Origin of the sequence: Microbulbifer rhizosphaerae, from assembly GCF_014191725.1 — a bacterium.
Lineage (GTDB): Bacteria > Pseudomonadota > Gammaproteobacteria > Pseudomonadales > Cellvibrionaceae > Microbulbifer > Microbulbifer rhizosphaerae.
In genome coordinates, this window is record NZ_JACHWZ010000001.1 from 281,602 (window position 1) to 301,478 (window position 19,877).

General features: G+C 52.5%; 21 protein-coding genes. 8 read left to right on the forward strand and 13 right to left on the reverse strand.

Annotated features, from left to right (window positions below):
* The first annotated feature begins 147 nt into the window (after positions 1 to 147).
* Positions 148 to 348, forward strand: a complete 201-nt coding sequence (locus FHS09_RS01125; protein WP_183455797.1) for a type II toxin-antitoxin system VapB family antitoxin — start codon at positions 148 to 150, stop codon at positions 346 to 348.
* Positions 345 to 722, forward strand: coding sequence for a type II toxin-antitoxin system VapC family toxin (locus FHS09_RS01130; protein WP_183455799.1), 378 nt, complete (start codon positions 345 to 347; stop codon positions 720 to 722). The genes FHS09_RS01125 and FHS09_RS01130 overlap by 4 nt, the downstream gene beginning before the upstream one ends.
* Before the next feature lie 100 nt (positions 723 to 822).
* Here FHS09_RS01130 and FHS09_RS01135 read toward each other — a convergent pair whose 3' ends face one another.
* From FHS09_RS01135 to pilB, 3 genes are all read right to left on the reverse strand, one after another.
* Positions 823 to 1,707, reverse strand: coding sequence for a prepilin peptidase (locus FHS09_RS01135; protein ID WP_183455801.1), 885 nt, complete (start codon positions 1,705 to 1,707; stop codon positions 823 to 825).
* 6 nt (positions 1,708 to 1,713) lie between these two features.
* Positions 1,714 to 2,925 carry a type II secretion system F family protein gene (locus tag FHS09_RS01140; RefSeq protein ID WP_183455804.1) on the reverse strand — a complete coding sequence of 404 codons (1,212 nt, stop codon included), beginning with the start codon at positions 2,923 to 2,925 and terminating at the stop codon, positions 1,714 to 1,716.
* Positions 2,926 to 3,179: 254 nt separating this feature from the next.
* Positions 3,180 to 4,892 carry a type IV-A pilus assembly ATPase PilB gene (pilB, locus tag FHS09_RS01145; protein ID WP_183455805.1) on the reverse strand — a complete coding sequence of 571 codons (1,713 nt, stop codon included), beginning with the start codon at positions 4,890 to 4,892 and terminating at the stop codon, positions 3,180 to 3,182.
* Between the two features lie 594 nt (positions 4,893 to 5,486).
* On the opposite strand from pilB, the gene FHS09_RS01150 reads away from it, so the two are divergent.
* Positions 5,487 to 5,885, forward strand: a complete 399-nt coding sequence (locus FHS09_RS01150; RefSeq protein ID WP_183455807.1) for a pilin — start codon at positions 5,487 to 5,489, stop codon at positions 5,883 to 5,885.
* 93 nt (positions 5,886 to 5,978) lie between these two features.
* Here FHS09_RS01150 and FHS09_RS01155 read toward each other — a convergent pair whose 3' ends face one another.
* From FHS09_RS01155 to FHS09_RS01175, 5 genes are read right to left on the reverse strand one after another with little or no spacing between them, the layout of a single operon-like run.
* On the reverse strand, positions 5,979 to 6,458 hold the full coding sequence (locus tag FHS09_RS01155; protein WP_183455810.1) for a hypothetical protein: 480 nt from the start codon (positions 6,456 to 6,458) through the stop codon (positions 5,979 to 5,981).
* On the reverse strand, positions 6,455 to 9,148 hold the full coding sequence (locus tag FHS09_RS01160; protein WP_183455811.1) for a CotH kinase family protein: 2,694 nt from the start codon (positions 9,146 to 9,148) through the stop codon (positions 6,455 to 6,457). Before FHS09_RS01160 ends, FHS09_RS01155 begins: the two co-directional genes overlap by 4 nt.
* Positions 9,145 to 10,116, reverse strand: coding sequence for a hypothetical protein (locus tag FHS09_RS01165; protein WP_183455813.1), 972 nt, complete (start codon positions 10,114 to 10,116; stop codon positions 9,145 to 9,147). Before FHS09_RS01165 ends, FHS09_RS01160 begins: the two co-directional genes overlap by 4 nt.
* A 12-nt stretch (positions 10,117 to 10,128) precedes the next feature.
* The gene (locus FHS09_RS01170; RefSeq protein WP_183455816.1) at positions 10,129 to 10,824 is read right to left on the reverse strand and encodes a DUF4956 domain-containing protein; all 696 of its coding nucleotides are present in this window, start codon (positions 10,822 to 10,824) and stop codon (positions 10,129 to 10,131) included.
* Positions 10,825 to 11,532 carry a polyphosphate polymerase domain-containing protein gene (locus FHS09_RS01175; protein WP_183455818.1) on the reverse strand — a complete coding sequence of 236 codons (708 nt, stop codon included), beginning with the start codon at positions 11,530 to 11,532 and terminating at the stop codon, positions 10,825 to 10,827.
* A gap of 339 nt (positions 11,533 to 11,871) precedes the next feature.
* On the opposite strand from FHS09_RS01175, the gene FHS09_RS01180 reads away from it, so the two are divergent.
* Positions 11,872 to 12,510, forward strand: coding sequence for a transposase (locus tag FHS09_RS01180; RefSeq protein WP_183455820.1), 639 nt, complete (start codon positions 11,872 to 11,874; stop codon positions 12,508 to 12,510).
* A gap of 330 nt (positions 12,511 to 12,840) precedes the next feature.
* Here the strand turns inward: FHS09_RS01180 and FHS09_RS01185 are convergent, their stop codons facing one another.
* Positions 12,841 to 13,128: a type II toxin-antitoxin system RelE/ParE family toxin gene (locus FHS09_RS01185; RefSeq protein ID WP_183455821.1), complete on the reverse strand. Its 288-nt coding sequence runs from the start codon at positions 13,126 to 13,128 to the stop codon at positions 12,841 to 12,843.
* A complete protein-coding gene (locus FHS09_RS01190) occupies positions 13,128 to 13,391 on the reverse strand; it encodes a type II toxin-antitoxin system ParD family antitoxin (RefSeq protein WP_183455823.1) in 264 nt (87 codons plus the stop codon). The genes FHS09_RS01185 and FHS09_RS01190 overlap by 1 nt, the downstream gene beginning before the upstream one ends.
* 231 nt (positions 13,392 to 13,622) lie before the next feature.
* Between FHS09_RS01190 and FHS09_RS01195 the strand changes: the two genes are divergently transcribed.
* Entirely contained in the window at positions 13,623 to 14,600 is a 978-nt protein-coding gene (locus FHS09_RS01195) for a transposase (RefSeq protein ID WP_425487754.1), read from the forward strand.
* 273 nt (positions 14,601 to 14,873) lie between these two features.
* Here FHS09_RS01195 and FHS09_RS01200 read toward each other — a convergent pair whose 3' ends face one another.
* The 3 genes from FHS09_RS01200 to mntA all read right to left on the reverse strand — a co-directional run bounded on the left by FHS09_RS01200 (position 14,874) and on the right by mntA (position 17,272).
* Positions 14,874 to 16,268, reverse strand: a complete 1,395-nt coding sequence (locus tag FHS09_RS01200) for an ATP-binding protein (protein ID WP_183455827.1) — start codon at positions 16,266 to 16,268, stop codon at positions 14,874 to 14,876.
* A gap of 177 nt (positions 16,269 to 16,445) precedes the next feature.
* Complete coding sequence (gene hepT, locus FHS09_RS01205) at positions 16,446 to 16,856, reverse strand: type VII toxin-antitoxin system HepT family RNase toxin (RefSeq protein ID WP_183455829.1); 411 nt, start codon at positions 16,854 to 16,856, stop codon at positions 16,446 to 16,448.
* Positions 16,853 to 17,272 (reverse strand): type VII toxin-antitoxin system MntA family adenylyltransferase antitoxin, encoded by a 420-nt coding sequence (mntA, locus tag FHS09_RS01210; RefSeq protein WP_183455831.1) that lies wholly within the window; start codon positions 17,270 to 17,272, stop codon positions 16,853 to 16,855. Before mntA ends, hepT begins: the two co-directional genes overlap by 4 nt.
* A 342-nt stretch (positions 17,273 to 17,614) precedes the next feature.
* Here mntA and FHS09_RS01215 point away from each other — a divergent pair, with 342 nt between their 5' ends.
* The 3 genes from FHS09_RS01215 to FHS09_RS01225 all read left to right on the forward strand — a co-directional run bounded on the left by FHS09_RS01215 (position 17,615) and on the right by FHS09_RS01225 (position 19,812).
* Positions 17,615 to 17,824, forward strand: a complete 210-nt coding sequence (locus FHS09_RS01215; protein WP_183455833.1) for an AbrB/MazE/SpoVT family DNA-binding domain-containing protein — start codon at positions 17,615 to 17,617, stop codon at positions 17,822 to 17,824.
* The gene (locus FHS09_RS01220; RefSeq protein ID WP_183455835.1) at positions 17,824 to 18,213 is read left to right on the forward strand and encodes a type II toxin-antitoxin system VapC family toxin; all 390 of its coding nucleotides are present in this window, start codon (positions 17,824 to 17,826) and stop codon (positions 18,211 to 18,213) included. The genes FHS09_RS01215 and FHS09_RS01220 overlap by 1 nt, the downstream gene beginning before the upstream one ends.
* A 390-nt stretch (positions 18,214 to 18,603) precedes the next feature.
* Positions 18,604 to 19,812 carry an ATP-binding protein gene (locus FHS09_RS01225; RefSeq protein ID WP_221191720.1) on the forward strand — a complete coding sequence of 403 codons (1,209 nt, stop codon included), beginning with the start codon at positions 18,604 to 18,606 and terminating at the stop codon, positions 19,810 to 19,812.
* Positions 19,813 to 19,877: the final 65 nt, after the last annotated feature.

The following is a 19,877-nucleotide window of genomic DNA, read 5'->3' on the forward strand; positions in this document are numbered from 1 at the left end:
ATTGGTGGGTGACTGAGCAACTGGATTTTATGACCATTTGGTTATGAAGAGTACCGTAGCAGAACAATCTGGCGCCTATTCATCAAGAGGCTTGATGACTAAAATGATGTATGATGGCATCAATCCAGAAGCGGGAGAGTTACTGCCATGAGAACCACAGTCACTATCGACGATGCGTTGTACCAGAAAGCGCTGGAGATGGCCGATCAAGACATGGACAAGTCAGAATTGTTCAGGGAGGCCATCAAGACCTACATAAGGATACAAGCGGCCAAACGCCTGGCGGCTCTGGGCGGTGCCGCCCCGGAAATGAAAGATGTGCCACGCCGCCGAGGGACGGCGGCGTGAGCGTACTCGTTGACACCTCGGTGTGGGTGAATCACTTCAGGCGCCGTGACGATACCCTGATAACTCTACTTGAGAGCGACCTGGCACTTACGCACCCGATGGTCTCCGTCGAACTTGCCTGCGGCACGCCGCCAGAGCCGCGCCAGCAAACGCTCGGCTACATAGGGCTTTTGCGGGCCGCCAATCAGATAAGTCTGACCGAACTGGTCGAATTCATAGAGCGCGAAAAGCTGTACGGGCAGGGCTGTGGTCTGGTGGACATGGCGCTGCTCGCATCCACCCTGATAACCCCCGGTGCCAGGCTATGGACGCTGGACAAGCGCCTGGCCGACCTGGCGGAGCGGTTTGCCGTAGCGTACAGCCCGCATCACTGATCCTCTCCAGGCCCTGTGGGAGCCTGCCCTGCAGGCGATGAGCCGCGGGGCCTCAAAATAACTGAGATACCATCCCACAATACTCGGCAGTATTGAAAGGTTAATTACCCAAACCGGAAAAGTTCAGATACCAGCCTACGATCTGATCCCCCCAAAGCATAGCAATCCACCCAGCCCCGGCCAGATAGGGCCCAAATGCAATCGGCAGATTCCGGTCCCGCCCCATCAGCAAACTCCAGCTCAACCCCGCCACAGCTCCCACCGCCGCGGAGAGCAGAATCACCATCGGCAACATCTGCCAGCCAAACCAGGCACCGATCGCCGCGAGAATCTTGAAATCCCCCGCGCCCATACCCTCCTTGCCCGTGGCCAGCCTGAACAGATGAAAAACCGACCAGAGCGCCAGGTAACCGGCAATAGCGCCGATCACCGCGTCCTGCAGCGGCACAAACACCTGCCAAATGTTGATCAGCAGCCCCGCCCACAGCAACGGCAGGGTGATATTGTCCGGCAGCAACTGCTTGTCGAAATCGATACCGGTCAGCGCAATCAACGCCCAGGTAAACCCACAGCCCGCCAGCGCTTGCCAGGTAAAGCCCAACTGCCAGACCACAATCGCGGTCAGGATTCCGGTAACCAGCTCAATCAGCGGATAGCGCTTGGAAATCGGTGTCCCGCAGAAAGCGCACTTGCCCCCCAGCATCAGGTAGCTGACCAGCGGCACATTGTGCCAGGGCTTGATCTCCGCATCGCAGTTGGGGCAGTGGGAGTGGGGCAGTATCAGGTTGAAGCGTTCGGCCAGCTCTTTTTGCTCGCCGGCGTCGGGTGTTGCCTCAAAGTAGCTGTAGAAGTCCCGCTTGTATTCCCGCTCCATCATAATGGGTAGGCGGTAGATCACCACATTGAGGAAGCTGCCCATCAGCAGGCCCAAAATAAAAGCGCTGCCTAGAAGCAGCGCCTGATACGAAAGCAGAGTTTCCAGCATATCGGATTACACAACCTGGCCCAGTTGGAAGATTGGCAGGTACATGGCAATCATCAAACCGCCGACCAGAATGCCCAACACGGCCATAATCATTGGTTCCAACAGGGTGGTGAGGTTGTCCACCATATTGTCCACCGCCTCTTCGTAAAAGTCGGCGGCTTTGGCCAGCATTTCGTCTAGCGCGCCAGATTCCTCGCCGATTGCCGCCATCTGTACCAGCATAGTTGGGTAGAGACCGGAAGCGCGCATAGCGCCATTGAGTGGGATGCCGGTGGCCACAGAATCGCGGATTTTTAAGGTGGCTTGTTCGTAGAGACTATTGCCGGTAGCACCAGCAACGGACTTCAGTGCATCAATTAGCGGTACACCGGCGGCAAAGGTGGTAGACAGAGTGCGCGCGAAGCGAGCAGCAATAGAATTGTAGGTAATAATCCCCAAGATTGGCAGTTTCAGTATCAGGCGATCAAAAAATTCAGCCACCTTCTTGTTGCGTTTTTTTAATTCAATAGTACCGCCGATACCGATAACTACTACCAGCAGGGCATAGAACCAATTAGCCTGCATCCACTCTGACATTCCCACTACCATCTGGGTGAATGCGGGCAGATCGGCGCCAAAACTGGAAAAGGTCTCTGCAAACTGGGGCACCACCTTGATCAGCAGAATAGAGGTAACCACTATGGCTACCACGAATACAGCGATAGGATAGGTCATGGCTTTCTTGATTTTAGCTTTGAGGGCTTCGGTCTTCTCCTTATAGGTGGCGATGCGATCCAGCATGGTTTCCAGCGCACCGGATTGCTCACCGGAAGCCACCAAGTTGCAAAACAGGTTGTCAAAGTACAACGGATGCTTGCGCAACGCATCAGCAAAGGCGGTGCCTGAGGCTACGTCGTCTCGGATCTTCAGGATCAGTTCCTTTACGCCCTGGTTGTCCAGGCCGTCGGCCACGATTTCAAAGCTCTGTACCAGCGGCACCCCGGCCTTCATCATAGTGGCCATCTGACGGGTAAACAGAGCGATATCCGCAGGCTTGACTTTCTTGTTGCCACCGAATAGTGGCTTGGGTTTTTTCTGCACCCGGTTGGCGATAATTCCCTGGCGGCGCAACTGCGCCTTTATCAGCGCCGGACTGGTACCGTTGATCTCTCCCTCGACCTTATTGCCCTTGGTGTCCACGCCCTTGTAGACATAAGCGATTGCAGCGGCATTGGCCATGATTGTTGTTCCCGTCTTTTGTTATTACTTCGACCGCTTGTCGAACCGTAGGATGGGCGAAGCGCAGCGTGCCCATCACCATAGATTGATGGGCACGCTGCGCTTTGCCCATCCTACAATCTGTCCATGCATTTGTGGGTATGCCCCCTGGGAACGCCGAGCTCCAGCTCGGCTTGGGCCGTAGGCCCGCGATCGCGGCCAATGGCCGCTCCTACAGGGGCAGGTACAAATTTCAAACTGCGCTCCAGGACCCTCTAGTCCTTGGTAACCCGGTTCGCCTCCTCCAGGCTGGTTACACCCATAACCACCTTGCGCAAAGCCGAGGTACGCAGGTTATTGAAGCCCTCTTTGCGCGCCTGGTCCGCAATCTGAATCGAGTTGCCGCCCTCCATTATAATTCTGGAGATACCATCGGTGATGCGAACCACTTCATACACGCCCACACGGCCTTTGTAGCCTTTGGAGCAGTGCTCACAGCCAACGGGCTGAAACAGCTTCCACTCATTCTCCGGGATTTTGACCGTATGAAATCCCTCCTCCTTGAGTACTTCCGGCGGCAGCGTAACAGGCTTTTTGCACTCGTTGCACAACCGCCGTGCCAGGCGCTGAGCGATAATCACGCTTACCGAGGTGGCGATATTAAAGGTGGGAACCCCCATATTCATCAGGCGGGTCAGGGTCTCCGGGGCGGAGTTAGTATGCAGGGTGGAAAGCACCAAGTGGCCGGTTTGTGCCGCCTTGATGGCAATCTCGGCGGTCGTCAGGTCGCGAATCTCCCCCACCATCACGATATCCGGGTCCTGGCGCAGGAAGGAGCGCAGCGCTTCGGCAAAGTCCAGCCCCACCTTCGGGTGTACATTCACCTGGTTGATCCCCTCCAGGTTGATCTCCACCGGGTCCTCCGCGGTAGAAATATTGCGCTCAGGGGTATTAAGGATATTCAGGCCTGTATACAGTGAGACTGTCTTACCCGAACCGGTGGGCCCGGTTACTAGGATCATGCCTTGGGGTTGGGCCAAGGCGTCCATATAGATCTTCTTCTGCGCGTCCTCATAACCCAGGGCGTCGATACCCAGTTTCGCAGAGGAAGGGTCGAGAATCCGCAGCACAATCTTCTCACCCCACAGGGTAGGCAGACTGTTGACCCGGAAATCGATGGCCTTGGTCTTGGATAGCTTCATCTTGATACGGCCATCCTGGGGAACGCGCCGCTCGGAGATATCCATTTTGGACATTACTTTCAGGCGCGCGGAAATACGCGTGGCCAACTGGATTGGGGGCTTGGCCACTTCGTGCAGCACCCCATCGGTACGCAGACGTACCCGATAGCTTTTTTCATATGGTTCGAAGTGAATATCCGAGGCGCCGGTACGGATAGCGTCCAGCAGGACCTTGTTTACGAAACGTACTACCGGTGCTTCGTCACCACCGGGGTCGCCATCGTCCTTCGGTTCCGAGTCCGCGCCGTCGCCCACATCCAGGGCATCCAGCTCATCGTCATCCATGCCCGCCAGGCCACCGCCGATATCGCTGTTGGAGAGGAAGCTCTCAATGGCCTTGGCCAGCTTGTCCGCCTCCACCAGCACCGCATCGGTATTCAGCCCGGTATTGAAGTTGATTTCGTCCAGCCCCGAGAGGTTGGTGGGATCCGCCACCGCCACAAACAGGCGGTTGCCGCGCTTATACAGGGGGAGGGCAAAGTGCTTGCTGATCAATTTTTCATCGACCAGATTTTTGGGTATCAGGTCGAAGTTATAGGCGCCCAGGTCGAATAGTGGCGAGCCGAAGGCCATGGAAGCCACCTTGGCCAGCTCGCGGCTCTTTACCAGCTTGGCTTCCACCGCATGCTGGGCAAAGGTCTGGTTCTCCCGCCGCGCCGCTTTGGTGGCGGAGACGGCAGTGGCCTCGTCAAGAACCTGGTCGGCCACCAGCCGCTTGGCCAGGCCGGAGAGTTGGGTAACGCTCATAGGGAATGGAACCGCTGCATGATAGTGACTGCTTGTTTTTTGATCTTCTCAATGCGGCCCCTTTACCGTTACAGGAGCCTGCTTGCAGGCGAATCAAGGCCTGCAACACTCCCGCCAATATAACGAAATCAGTTCCCGTCGCCAAACAACATCTGCCCTCCTTGCTACTGCTTATTGGACAAAACCCCCTAAGTCGGGCAGCGTGCAGCGTATCCATCAGCCCGACTTGCTGAGATTCGGTTACTTCAGATCAGGGGAACCTGAATAAGACTGTTTCGTCACTCCGGCGAAGGCCGGAGTCCAGAGAAATCCATAGAGATGTGGCGAGTCATTGAGTGGGGGAAATCAAGCAGAGTCTCAGCTCGACACAAACTGACACTTTTCGTCAACAATGGATTTGACGCGTCTACCCTAAAAAAATGCGACCAAGAAACAGACAATTTGAATGTGACTCACCTCCCACTTATGCCGCTCAGGGCAATTTACGCGCTTGCCACACTTGGCACAAAGCTTGTATCTTGTTCAGCGACTTCCTCACGGGATGCTCTCCCTTCTGGGATTCACCAACCAAAAGTCTGTATGGAGACGGTTACAATGAAAAAGCAACAGGGTTTTACTCTTATTGAATTAATGATCGTGGTGGCAATTATCGGTATTCTGGCTGCTGTAGCGCTGCCTGCTTACCAGGATTACACCATCCGCGCCCGTGTTACTGAAGGTCTGACTCTGGCCTCTGGTGCGAAGGCCACCATTTCCGAAAATATTGCCAATGTAAATGCCATCGACGCGACTGCGTGTAACGGAGTGAACACTGGTGTAGCCGGCGCTGTGGGTAGCTTGGTGTGTGCCTCCGGTGTTGTTACTGTCACTATGGATTCCACAGCCGCTACCGCGGTTCTGACGCTGACCCCGACTATTTCTGCCAATGGCCCAGTTAACTGGGATTGTGCTACTTCTACTGATACGAAATACGTTCCGTCTGAATGCCGTTGATATTTGCCCAGCGCGCCTGACTCTTTCGGTTCGGCGTGCTTGACAAAAAAAACCGCCACTAGGCGGTTTTTTTGTGCCTCGAAACCCTCTGTGCTATTTTACCGAATCTTCGCTGAAGTCTAGTTGCAATGCATACCTGTCCAGCAGTCGCTGCTCCACACCATCAATACCATTTAGTGCAGCCAGATAGCGGTGACGCTGTTCGATATTGAAGTTCTCTGGTGCGGAGGCAAGCAGTTCGGCGATCTCCCGGTAGGTGGTTTCGCGGCGGGGGGCCGCCGCTACAATACGCAGGAGCTGTTGCAGTTGTTCGTAGCCATTGTCCATACGCCGGACCACGGCGATCCACTCCGGTCCGAGCGGGCCCTTATCTGAAGTGTTCAAGGTCGTGCGGAGCAGTGCAGCGGCTTGCTCCTTTTTGCCCTCATAGTACAGCTGGTCATAAGTCTGAACAACTTGGTTGGCCCGTTCGATACTACTATCGCTATAGATCCATAGTGCGAAGGCGCCGGTAAGGGAGATACTGGCTCCCAGAAGCAGGTGCGCGGTGTAAGAAGGCTTATTGGAATTCATGGTCTAGCCTTGGGGTGTTCGGCGAAACTAATCTCATGGCGAGAATAGGGGTCCGCTTGAATGTCTGTTTCTTGCATACCAGTCACGTTGTCGAGTACGATTTTTCCGCCTTCACTATAACGGGGGTTTTTCCGGTAGAGTGCAATCGGTGCCTCTCGGTTGCCAGTGATATGGCTATTGCGGACGTGGACTTCGGACCTGTCCTTGGTGGCTACCCCAATCAGGCATCCAGTGAGATTGCTGTAGAGAATTTCTGCCTTGCTTGCCTCGCCGACGGAAATACACTTATCCCCGGCACCGCTTACTGTAATGCTGTTCACGTAGACTTTCGATGTCATGAGGTCCAGAGCATCATTACCGATATTTGAAAAGCGGCTATTACGAACTTCGATGTCGGCAATATCGATGTCGATTGCATCAAAGGCTGTATCCTCGAAATCGCAATTGGAGATGATTCCCTTGCTGTAGGCCACATGAAGAGCATCATCGCCAATAGAGTTGGCTGAAACGCGACAGTTATCGATGGAGAATTGCCCGACATCATGAATGTTTATCTGTCCCGGATAGTCGATCAGTCGCTGGTGGGACACGGAACCGCCGCTGACGACTATATGGCTCAGTATACTTTCACTAGCCCCTTGCCCCTGAATGACAAGCGCACCCCAAGGTTGATTGGAATCCAGGCGTTCGAAGAAGATAGGAGCTTCTTCTTCACCTGCGGCCGTGACCAGTCCATAAAATATCAACGACGCACCACCTGCCAGTTTAATTCTGGTGCCCGGCAGGATTTCTACCTGTTGATGTGGCTGGTAGATGCGGTCTTCAAGGATGTCTACGTTGCCGGAAAGGATCAATTTTTGAGGGGTCGGATCTGGTGTTTGCCATGGGTGCAGGGAGCTGGTCTCTCCGTCGTCTGGTAACTTTGAAACCGTTCGCAGTCTCGCGACTTCGCCCGTAATGGCATTTTTCCCCGTTAGGTCAAATTCTTTAGGAAATGCTTCTGGAGTAGTGACTATAAATCTATAATGTAGTGGTGAGGCAGTAAGCATTTTATTCCCAAAAGTAATGTTGGAGAGTCGGCCATTGATTCCAGAAATATTACCGGGCTGTATGCGTTTTCCGGGGTAGAGCAAGATAGATTTTCCAGGCTTAATTCTAGTGATTTGTCCTTGATAGGATTTTTCAATGACTGCATCAATTCCGAATTGTGTGTGTAAGTCAAGCTCAATGGGGCTATTGCCGGATACTGCAATATTAAGTTCCAGCTCGCGACGAGAGAGCTGTTTGATGGTAAAGGATGCTTCCGAAGTGCGCAGAGCTGCCTTTAGGAGTTGTTGTCGTTCACTATAAGTGTTTTTTAAGCGCTCAATAGCTTCATCAAAAAGATCAATTGAGAAAGGTATTTCTTTGTTTAGAGCAAATATTCCGAAATTTGGCCCCATATACTGACGATAGGGGTCAGCTTCCAATTCCTTTCGAATTTGTCGGGCGGCCTCATTGATTCGCATGCGGACAAGATGGGGGGGGTATTGTTCCATTAGTGCCCAAATTGCTAGATCCTTCTGGTATTCGTATTGTGGAATCTGCTTGGCCTTCATTAGCAGAGGATAAAGCACGATATCTTTGGATTTGAAGGCCGATATCCAAAAGCGAATGTCCCATTGAATTGGCTCGAATTTCCCCTTGTAGGGATCAAAGTACAGTTTGTGATTATGGAAGTAATCGTGGTGGTAGGCTCCAATCAGTGAGTCGAGCGCCCAGTACTGAAAAAATTTTTCCTTATCGAAATATAGCTCAAAGCTGTCTTGAAAATCACCTAAATCCTCTTTGTTAATGGTCTCTATGTACTTGATTATATCGCTTCGATCATTTTCTTTTTCTGCATTACGTGCCGCATCCTTCTGCCATAGGCGTTGATCCTGCCATAACATAGGCATATTCTTGGCGTCGAGAAAGGTCGTTTCGCTGTTGCCATCTTTGTCCGGGCCAAAAGGATTTGGAATATACAGGGTATCCCCGGAATAAATGCTGCCCGGCATTCTATGATGTTTTCTCAACAGGGATTCGTCCACCTGATCCAAGTAAAAGTGTAATCCTTGATACTCGTTATTCACATACAACCGCACCGGTTCAATCTCCGGCGTGATAAGTCCAATTTCGCTGGATATACGGTTGCTGACCCAATCTGTTATGGTTTCAATGGTGGTGGGTACAACTAGGTTGAATTTTCTAGCTTCGCGATATGTGGTGTAGGGTGGCAGGTTGACCCGGAACGATTTTTTCTTATGCAGCCAGTGAATCGGCAGGCCGCCACGATAGCGAAAAGTCGCTTCAGATGATAGTTGCCCCCGATCATCTTTTATGTGTCCGGGAACTGTTTGAGTTTTGCCACTGGAAGGTAGATCAGAATCCAATGACGCTAGATTTTCTTCCGCAGTAAACAAGTAAATGGAAGAAAATTGTGACGGCTGTGTTGGACTTTTTGCGGTTATCGCTTGTATTTTCCTCACAATTTCTTCTTTAATGAAATAGTGCAGTGTGGACGGGGTGAGTTGAATGTCCGGTTCGACGCTCTTTTTGTATTTAAATAAGCTCTCTATCCCATCAAAAGTGACAATAAAAATACCGGCTATCAGGAGCACCGACATTAGTACTGGCCAAGTGGAATATGTTTTGCGTTTTCTATTCATAACCGCGGTCGACTTGTTAGGCACTGCCAGTGCTGGCGAATTGGATGGTGGCGCTCTTGGATCAGGTAAAGTAGGAGGAATCCAATAGTTGCAAGGATTGCAATCTGTCCGAGCTTGAAATACAAAGGGTTTACACGGAAGTGGTTGTACAAAGGTAGTTTATGCAGCGCGGCCTGTATGAATATCTGTAATTCACTGGCTGTGGATCTGTCAAGTCCCGGGACGGTGTCTTTCAGTTGTTGCTCAATGGTGCACAGTAGGTTTGCGAGCTGTTTTCGTTCGGCTTCCTCCAGTTGACTACGTTGATTGATTCTTTCAATTTCGAATATTGTCAGTCGTGTAGGTACGCCGAAGTTGCTTATAGCGTGGCTCTTTATGGATATAGCTGTAATGGGGTTTCCAAAGAATCGGAGTTGGTGGGTAACAACTTCAGTGTCCACCAGCAAGACTTCCTGCAGCTGAAGAGGGTTATCTATTCCAAGTTGGGTAATTCTGGCGAGGACTTCCGGTCGGTACTTTCTTTGGATCCGTCCGATAAGCGGATGGCTATCTTCGCTTGTTACTTTTTGTTTGTAGTTTTTAGGATTAAAGGATTGAAATACTCCTCCCTGCGCAATAGTGATAACTTCCTTTTCTTGCCGATAGACTGGAAGGTTATGGTTGGTTCTGAAGGAAATTTCAGAGCCATTTTCTAATAACCTTAGATCGGGTGTGTCGAAATAGCGTGTAGTGAGTTTGATGCGGCCGAGTTCACTGGTTATTTTTTTAGACGGATCTTTCTGGGTTTGCTCGGGCAATGAGTTGAAAAAGGCGGACACCGGTAGTATCTGGCTGTAGTCGAGCACGTAACGAGTGCTGTGATCATAGGCGCATTCGATAGCTGATGATTGAGCCTGCGCTTGTGTGACGGCTGCCGAAACGATTAGATAGAGCGCAACCGCTTTGGCTGTTTCGATTATATTTACCATTTTTCCATCTGATTAGACTGTCGCCATATCCTGATCGAAGGCTACGACGGTCGCCTGATTGACCAATTTTTCGCTCTGCATGCGGTTAATGAATGTAGTGTTAGAAGTGGTGCGCACTTCTAGAGTGAGCTCTATTCCATCAGTGGAAATCGTCTTGGATTTCACTGCGTAGCTTTGGGAATTTTCTTCAATGTGTTTCAGTAGCATCGTTTCATCAGTATCGGAATTAAAATGCAGTATCAAAAGGAAAGCGCCATTGGTCTTTTGTTGGCGGCCGGTGAGAATAAATAGAAAGATGGAAATCATGATGGAACCGACGATGGCGATATTGTAATAGCCAACGCCATTGGCGATACCCGTTGAGATGGCCCAAAACAGGAAGATCAGGTCCATGCTGTCCTTGACCGGGGTGCGAAAGCGGACTATGGAGAGTGCGCCAACCATGCCTAGCGATAGGATCAAGTTGCCGCTAATCGTCATGATCACCATGGCAGTAACGGTGGCTGCCAGTACCAGGGAAATGGCGAACCCACGCTGGAAGAGTACGCCCTGATAGGTCTTGCGGTAGATATAGAAGATAAATATACCCACCAGGAAGGACATGGTGCTGTTCAGCACTATATTCAGTGTTGTGATGCGCTCTGCACCACCCATGGACATGGCGACGAAGCTTTTTTGCAGAACGTCTGCAAAGGTAGTCTGATCCACTTAGTTATCCTCCCACTTTTGGACTTTGTGGTAGCGTCGGGCCAGGGTATATTTGCTGATGGCCATGCGCTCTGTTTGGTAGCTGGAAAGTACCTGCCGCAGGTGCCCGGGCAGAAATTGGTCGAACTTCACTTCTAGTATTTGTTTTCCTTCGAGTACCACCGGCATCAGGTTACGGGTATTGGAGAAGATATCGAGGTGATTGATATCTGTCTTCAGATCCAGGTCAAAGGTGATCCGTACATTGGATACCGGCATAACGAAGGCTACGCGCTTGTATTCTACGATCACTTTCGGCTTGTATACTCTGGTGACAAAGGTGGTGTAGATCTCGTTGAGTGTGGGGTTGTCGTAGCGTAGTAGACGCTTGTAGTCTCCTTTGTAAATCGCCTTGGCATCTTCCCAGTCGAGCATGGCCGAATGTTTGTGTACCAGTTGGCCCTTCTTGCGCTTGATTTCGAATTTGGCGATTTTTTGATCAGTTCCGGCGTAGGTACGCAATCGTATCTTCTGGCGAGCGAAGTTGCCGGACTGTTTCTGGAATAGACACTCGTCATCGTAGGAATCGAAGTACAGGCTGCGGACGTGGTACCCGGCAAAGTCCAGGCAGTGTTTGTCCATTTTCAAGAGTTTGGAAACCTGGTGCATAGCAGTGTCCACCTGAACATTGTTCAGGTAGTACTTGAGCTCGTTTCTCTTGAATTCCATGGGGTGGACAGCGTGTCTTTTTTGTGTTTGGCATTGCCAGCTATGGGTGCGGCTGGCTGCGTTCCAGAAGCGGGAGAGTAATGGTTCAAGAGGGAAGAGTAAAGCATCTGGGACTTAAAGTGGGGCCGGCTGCAGCGCCGGGACGGCCCCTTGTTTTGCGGTCGCTACAAGGCCATTTTGGTGGATGCGGATTAAATAGGGGTCAAAAGATTAAATAGAATAAATAGGGGTCAAAATAAATAGGGGTCAAGTCTTGACATAACGGTCATAAATAGGGGTCAAGTCATAAAATAGGGGTCAAGTCTTGACATAACAGCTTTAGTGTCTAGGCTTTTATCTATGAGCCGCCCCCTTAGACTGGAATTCCCCGGTGCCTGGTACCACGTGATGAATCGTGGTGTGGCGCGACAGACCATATTCCGTGATAGCGATTGCTACACGGCCTTTCTCGATACCCTTGCTGAAGCGCACAGGCGTTTTGATTTTCAAATCCATGCCTATTGCCTGATGGGCAATCACTATCATCTGCTGGTGCATACCCCTCGCGGCAATTTGAGCCGGGGGATGCGGCATATCAACGGCGTTTATACCCAGCGTTTCAACCGGTTGCAGTGCCGGGACGGGCCTTTGTTTCGCGGTCGCTACAAGGCCATTCTGGTGGATGCGGACAGTTACCTGTTGTCGCTGTCGCGCTACATTCACCGCAACCCCATCGAAACGCGCAGGCCGCTTGTCGACGCGCTGGAGGATTACCCCTGGTCCAGCTATCCGGCCTATCTCAACCGTGCATCGTTACCGGAGTGGTTATACCGGGATTTTGTCTATGGGGCCCTTGGCCGCCGCAATAAGTTCCAGGCGTACCGCGATTATGTGGAGCAAGGTGTGGACGCAGATATGCAGGCTTTCTACCAGCGTCAGCGCCAGGCGCCGATTATGGGAGATGATTCCTTTCGGGGTCAAAATAGGGGTCAGAAATAGGGGTCAAGTCTTGACACAGAAATAGGGGTCAAGTCTTGACATAACAACTTTAACGTCTAGGCTTTTATCTATGAGTCGCCCCCTTAGACTGGAATTCCCCGGTGCCTGTACCACGTGATGAATCGTGGCGTGGCGCGACAGGCCATATTCCGTGATAGCGATTGCTATACGGCATGGGCCCGTTCAGGCAGCGTATAAACCAGCTGAAAGAACTGGACACCGCGACCCATTTAGAAAATCGGCGCGAACAGTCGCTGACCTTCGTTGCCCATCACCGCAGAGGCGCTGGTGTTGATCAAGTTTCTCCTGGATCAATAGGACTCAGACATTTCAGAAGAGCGCGTCGATATCGCGCGACCCGGGCAAAATTCTGACCAGAACCAGCGCCGAACCAATCACACAATAATAGATGTTGTAGCGGTCTACAGGGAAGCTTTTCAGCCCTTTGGCGAGTTCGGGCCTGTCCCGCCCCATATCAGGAAACTCCGCCAGTTTTAGTGCTTTTTCCTGCAACCGGTCCAGAAAACGGTCGGCGTTGGTGGGTTGGTCTTTGGCAATGTACAGCCAGATATCCAGTAAATCGGCTTCCGCTTCTGGTGAGGTTTCCAGAGTCAGCATTACCCCGCTTTTCCTTTTTGGTGCGAGCGCCCCTTGGCTTTGATTTCCTCGATATCCAAGGGCTTGTGTTGACCCTGCTCGATAGATGTCAGGCCCTGGTTGATCTCTTGCCGTAGCGCTTCGAGTTTCATGGCCTGTATGGTGTCCCGCTCTTCCATCAGGCGCAACGCTTCCCGCAATACCTCGCTGGCAGAGTTATACATGCCAGTGGCGACCTTGGCCTTCACATAGTTCTCCAGCTCGGTTGTCAGAGAGACATTCATGGCGGCACCTCAGTTAACCGGATAGCAGGAGCTATTGTAGTCCTCTATGTCAAAGATTGCTATATCTTGTTGTTGGGGGGCACAGCAAGGTACGGGTCACGAGTTACGGGTCATAACAAGGTACGGGTACGGGTCACGAGGTACGGGTCGAGGTACGGGTCAAACCGAGGTACGGGTCACGAGGTACGGGTCAGGTCTTGACTTAACAGCTTACCAGTCTAGGCTTTCAATATGAGCCGCCCCCTTAGACTGGAATTCCCCGGTGCCTGGTACCACGTGATGAATCGTGGCGCGGCGCGACAGACCATATTCCGTGACAGCGATTGCTACACGGCCTTTCTCGATGCCCTTGCTGAAGCGCACAGTCGTTTCGATTTGCAAATCCATGCCTATTGCCTGATGGGCAATCACTATCATCTGCTGGTGCATACTCCTCGCGGCAATTTGAGCCGGGGGATGCGGCATATCAATGGCGTTTATACCCAGCGTTTCAACCGTCTACAGCGCCGGGATGGGCCCTTGTTTCGCGGTCGCTACAAGGCCATTCTGGTGGATGCGGACAGTTACCTGTTGTCGCTGTCGCGCTACATTCACCGCAATCCCATCGAAACGCGCAAGCCGCTTGTCGGCGAGCTGGAGGATTACCCCTGGTCCAGCTATCCGGCCTATCTCAACCGCGTATCGTTACCGGAGTGGTTATACCGGGATTTTGTCTATGGGGCCCTTGGCCGCCGCAATAAGTTCCAGGCGTACCGCGATTATGTGGAGCAAGGTGTGGACGCAGATATACGGGCTTTCTACCAGCGCCAGCGCCAAGCGCCGATTATGGGAGATGACTCCTTTCGTGCGCGCGTTTTGGGAGAGGCCGGAGAGATAAGCCGTGAAGTGCCCCGTTGCGAGCGAATGTTACAGGTTCCGGAGTCCAGTGACTCTTTGGTGGCTGTGGTGGCGGAGGCCTTTGATCTGGCGGTCGCTGATATCTATGCCCGTCCCGGGCGGGGCCGGGGCGCCTGGAATCCAGCGCGGGCGCTGGCAATGTGGCTTTGCCAGGAGAGGGCGGGGATGACATTGGCGGAGATAGGCCGGCTGTTTGGCGGGATTCACTATAGCGGGGTGAGCCAGGCTATCCGGCGTTTGAAAGGACGTTTGGCTGAGGGAGAGGATGGCCTGAAGGAGATTAAGGTTGTGATGTCAATGTTCAGTTCCTAGTGTGGTGCTTCACCCCCTGTAGAAGCCTGCTTGCAGGCGAAAAAGGGCGGAGCTCCGTAGCCATTCGCCTGCAAGCAGGCTCCTACAGGGAGATTTCCCTTTAATCTGTACGGATTCCGATGGGCGGGTAGTTACGTGTGGTCTTTCTTTTCTCAGTAGTTTGCAGCGGTGTGACGAACCTGCCCAGCTCCAGGTATGCTCTTGCTTATAACCTCAATGGGTTTGCAGTCCAGATTCAAATAGTAGTGAACGATTGCGTTGCACATGCCGATTTCAGGGATGGGGATGCGTTCGATTGTCGAGGTTTGCCGCCCCTTCCTGGGCCAATTCCGGCAGCCGCTCTACCAGGTAGAGTGGCAGAGAAAGCAGGCGATAGCTGACTTCGAGGGTCTGCTGCGCCCGGCGTACCGGGGTTTGGATCGTCTGTTGTGAGGGTAGGCCGGTATCGAACCGTATTGCCAGCGGTACGCCTTTTTCGCCTGCAAACTGGTGCAGGGATTTCAGGCTGCCGGCTGCGCCGGATTTGACCTCGATGGGGAGTATCTGCCCGTTCAATCCCAATACATAGTCGACTTCAGCGTTGGTGGCGCGGCCTTCTCGCAACCAGTAGGTCAATTCCCGATTGAGTGATGAGGAGAGGGTGTCCTGCAGGTGTTGGCCGATAAACTGCTCGGCTATGGCGCCTTCATTGATCAGTTGGGTGTCGGTCATTTGTGTGATTGCCTGCCAGTTCAGACCGCAGATGGCGTTCATCAGGCCGACATCGAGAAAAATCAGTTTGTAGATTTTCTCCTCGCTGTCCGCTTGCAGTGGCAGGCCGCTGCAATGGCTGTGTACTACTTTCGATAAGATGCGGGCCATGCACAGAAGTTCGATATCCCCCTTGATGGTGGCACTCTTGTCCTGACTCGAGAACTGGCTGTACCTGACCTTTGTACCCACGTTGCGGGCGGCGAAGTTGAATACGCTCTGAATGCGGGAGAGGTTCCTTGAGCCGATGTACTTGGGGAAATCCTCGCGATAGGTTTCAATGACGGAGTTGTGAACTTCGCTCACATCTTTCAGCCGCCGGCTGTGGGCGTAGGTCTGCACGGCTTCGGGCATGCCGCCCACGAAATAGTAGGTTCGCAACAACTCCAGCATCCGTTTGTGAATGATGGGGTGGAGTTCCTCGCCGAGATGGAAGCGGCGGATGGTGTCGGACAGCTTGGTTTCCTCCAACGCGTCCAGAAATTCCGTGAAGGTCATGGGCCCCATATGCAGGTATTCGACCCGGCCCACAGGCATGGAGAACTGATGGTCGGACAGGACGAATTCCAGCAAAGAGCCAGCGGCAATCAGGGGCAGCTGAGGCATGTCTTCATAGAAATAGCGCAGTGCCGGTATGGCTTCCGGAACCGCCTGGATTTCATCCAGAAACAGCACGGAGTCGGGAGCTATGGCGCCTGTGCGGGGGAGGGCTTCCAGTAGGTTTACCTGTAGGACTGGATCTTTGGTTGCAAAGACTGAAGAGAGGTCCGGGTGCCGCTCCAGATTGATTTCCGCCAGGGGCCGGTTTTGCTGTTTCGCAAACAGTCTGATCAGGGTGGACTTGCCAACCTGCCTCGCGCCCCGCAGGACAATGGGTTTCCGGTTGGCCTTTTTGAACCATTTTTCCAGTAAAATCAATTACTTGCGATTCATTTTCAGATCTCTGGGCGAGTGGAGTAGCCCTGATGATGGCAATTATTAGGTGTATTTTCAACAAGAAAGGTCTAAAAGAGGGGTGTGTTTTGGAAGGCTATGGCTGAAAACAGGGGTAAGGTTGTGTTGTCAATGCTCAGTTCCTGGAAAGCCTCGTGCTCTCTACTCTCTCAACAGTTTGCAGCAGTGCGCGACGAACCTGCCCAGCTTCAGGTATTGCCGTGTACTTATAACATTCTGAATAAGTTTCCAGTCCAGGTTCAGGTAGTCGTGAACTATTGCGTTGCGCATGCCGATGGCACCCCGGATTTCCTGTGAGTCTACTTCTGGACAGGGAAAGTGTTCGAGCAGTTGGGCAACGCTGTTGGCGGCATCGCTGCGTTCCGGGAGCTGCAGTTTTCTGTTGGCGTGCTTGGTGGCGCCTATGGCGGCTTCGGCGAGTATTTGCAGGCTCCGTTCCGCAGCGGTTCGCTCCAGAAGGCCTAGTGTACTTTTTTGACTTATTTGCTTCAGCAGCTCCTCGTGCACCGAAACCTGTTCGGTGAGTGCATCGCAATACGCTTTGTAGTTCATGCGCGCAATTCCTTTTCCAGCTGATTCTGATACCAACAGTGATCATCCCAGAGGCCATGGATACGGTTTATTTCCCGGCAATAGCGCAGTTCGTCCCTGACCAGTATTGGTTTGCCGTCATCGAGAATGTTGACTGCCAGGGGAATGGGAACGAGATTGATATCCACGACTTGCACCGGGTGATCGAGTTCAGCGCTGAGATCCATGGCAATCAGCTCGGGCGTAAGGCGCCGTTCCGCGTAAGGCAGGTCGAAGTTGTTGAGGGCGATGGCTATGTCGTAGTCGCTATCCTGTCGATGGGTTCCTCTGGCCCTGGAGCCGTAGAGCCAAACGGCGGCGAGGTTTTCCTGCTTTGCCAGGCGGTCAATTATCCGGGCAAGCGTGGGGTCCTGGTCGGCGGGCTTGCTGATTGGCATGATTCCGGTTTCCCGAGTGTACTAGTGCTGATTATATGGTCGGCTGGATGTTGAATGCGAGGTCGGGGTGAGCCCTGTCATGGCTTCTTTCACCTTGGCGTCTTTTAACGAACCGTTCTTATTTAAGCTTTCTGGAGCCTGCGAGTTTGGAAGTGTGACCAAATGCCATCTTCGGGTTTTGCAATAAATGGTGACAATTTGGGATCAACTTCGCGACTAAATGGTCACGTTCCGGTGCAGCGTATGCGATGCCCACTAAATTTTTGCTGCGAAAGGTGGTTGGCGTATGGTGGGTGCAGGCATTATTCTTACAAAACTAGTAACGATCTAAGGTTTGTAAGAATGACGGTAGCTACACTTTCCAGCAAGTTTCAGCTTGGAATTCCCAAAGCGGTGCGCGACGAGCTCGGGCTGAAATCGGGCCAGAAGTTCACGGTTATTGTCAAGGGCTCTGTGATTGAGCTGGTACCGGTACGATCCATGGATGAGATGCGCGGCCTGCTGCGCGGTGCCTCGACACTGGAGGTGCGCGACCGCCGGGACCGGTTCTAATGGTCGTGGTAGATACTTGCGGTTGGATAGAGTGGTTGACCGACGGTGCTCTGGCGGAGCGTTTCAAGCCTTGGCTTGCCGATCCTGAACAGTTGTTGGTACCCACTTCCATTCAGTTCGAACTCTACAAGTGGGTTAAGCAAGAGCGTGGAGAGATCGCGGCATTGGAAACTGTGGCCTGGACGGAGCAGGGTAAGGTGATTGCACTCGATAGTAATATTGCTCTGCTGGCAGCGGATTTGGCTCTTCAACACCGTCTCTCTTCTGCCGATGCGATTATTTACGCTTCTGCACGCCGTCACGGTGCGGAGTTGATAACGGCCGATGACCATTTTGAAGGGTTGGAGGGTGTTACTTTTTTCGATAAACGAAAAAAATGCGGCAAGTAAGCTCTCACGATTTCTGCACTGGAACCCGGCCGATTTTGGTGGACACATAGAGGTAGCGTTGCCCCCGGCTTTTCTTCGACGTGAAGGATATCCGTACCGTCAAAGACTGGAACGAGGCAGGCGCTTTGCAGATCGGCGTAGGCGTTTTGCGTTGCCTGGTCCAGGGGTTGCGGAGGCATTGTTATACTCCTTTATTTTGATTTTGGGAGTATAGCGGTTTTGCGGGTAAGACCACGAGGTGCGTGACCGCCGGGGTCGGCCCCGAAGATATGACCGGATATTATCGTTGGGTTCTACAACGCTCTGATGTGGAAATCGAATCAAGGTTGACCAGTTGATGCGTTGTCGTAAAATGGTCATTACTATTTTACGATATATGAGAAATTGGTCATGCGTCGCTATATACAGCAAGAGCTTGTCCAGCATTGCCATGATCACCGGCAGATGTTGTTCCTGTCTGGTCCGAGGCAGGTGGGGAAGACAACTCTTGCAAAGGCCATGGAGGCTTCTTTTCATACAAGCCAATACCTCAACTGGGATAACCAGGCGCATCGGGAGGTTATCCTCCGCGGTCCTGAGGCTGTTGCCCAGGGGCTTGACCTGGATCGCCTGCAGACTGATTTGCCCCTTTGCGCTTTTGATGAGCTGCATAAGTATCAGCATTGGCGGGACTTCCTGAAGGGCTTCTTCGATCAGTACGAGGATAGGGTTCGCGTACTGGTTACCGGCAGTGCGGCGTTGGAGACTTTCAAACGCGGCGGCGACAGCCTGATGGGGCGCTACTTTCCATATACCCTGCACCCGATTTCGGTCGCCGAGGCATTTGACGAAAGTCCCCCCGAATTGATCAGGCATGAGCCCTCCCGAATTGATGATGGGCAATGGGATGCGCTGTGGCGATTTGGAGGATTTCCGGAACCCTTCGTCAAAGCCAGTCAGCGTTTCTACAATCGCTGGCGCAGGTTGCGCACTGAGCAGATGTTTCGGGAAGACCTGCGCGACCTTACCCGTATCCAGGAACTCGGTCAGGTTGAGATGCTGGCCGAACTGCTGCGCAGCCAAGTCGGTCAATTGACCAGTTACTCATCCCTGGCGAGCAGTGTGCGGGTATCTGTGGATACCATTCGGCGCTGGGTAGCGACTTTGGAATCACTTTTTTACTGCTTCACGGTCAAGCCGTGGCACAGGAATATAGCGCGCGCCCTGCGCAAGGAACCCAAGTATTTTCTGTGGGACTGGTCTCAAGTGGATGATCCCGGTGCGCGAGCGGAAAATCTGGTGGCCAGCGCTTTGCTGAAGGCCACGCATTGGTGGACTGAGACAGGTTTGGGGGAATTTTCCCTGCATTTTATTCGCGACAAGCAGAAGCGTGAGGTGGATTTTCTAGTCGTGCGCGACCAGCGGCCCTGGTTTTTGGTTGAGGTTAAAAGCAGCGGTAGTGCGGGTCTGTCGGAATCGCTGGGCTATTTTCAGCAGCAGACACAGGCGCAACATGCCTTTCAAGTGGCGATGGATTTGGATTTTGTTGAAAGGGATTGTTTTGAAATTCACCGGCCAGTGATAGTTCCGGCAAAAACTTTCCTGGCGCAGTTGGTTTGAGTTATGTGCAAATTAGATTCCTTGTATCGTAACTACTCTCCCCCACTCCCCCTCTCCCTAACCCT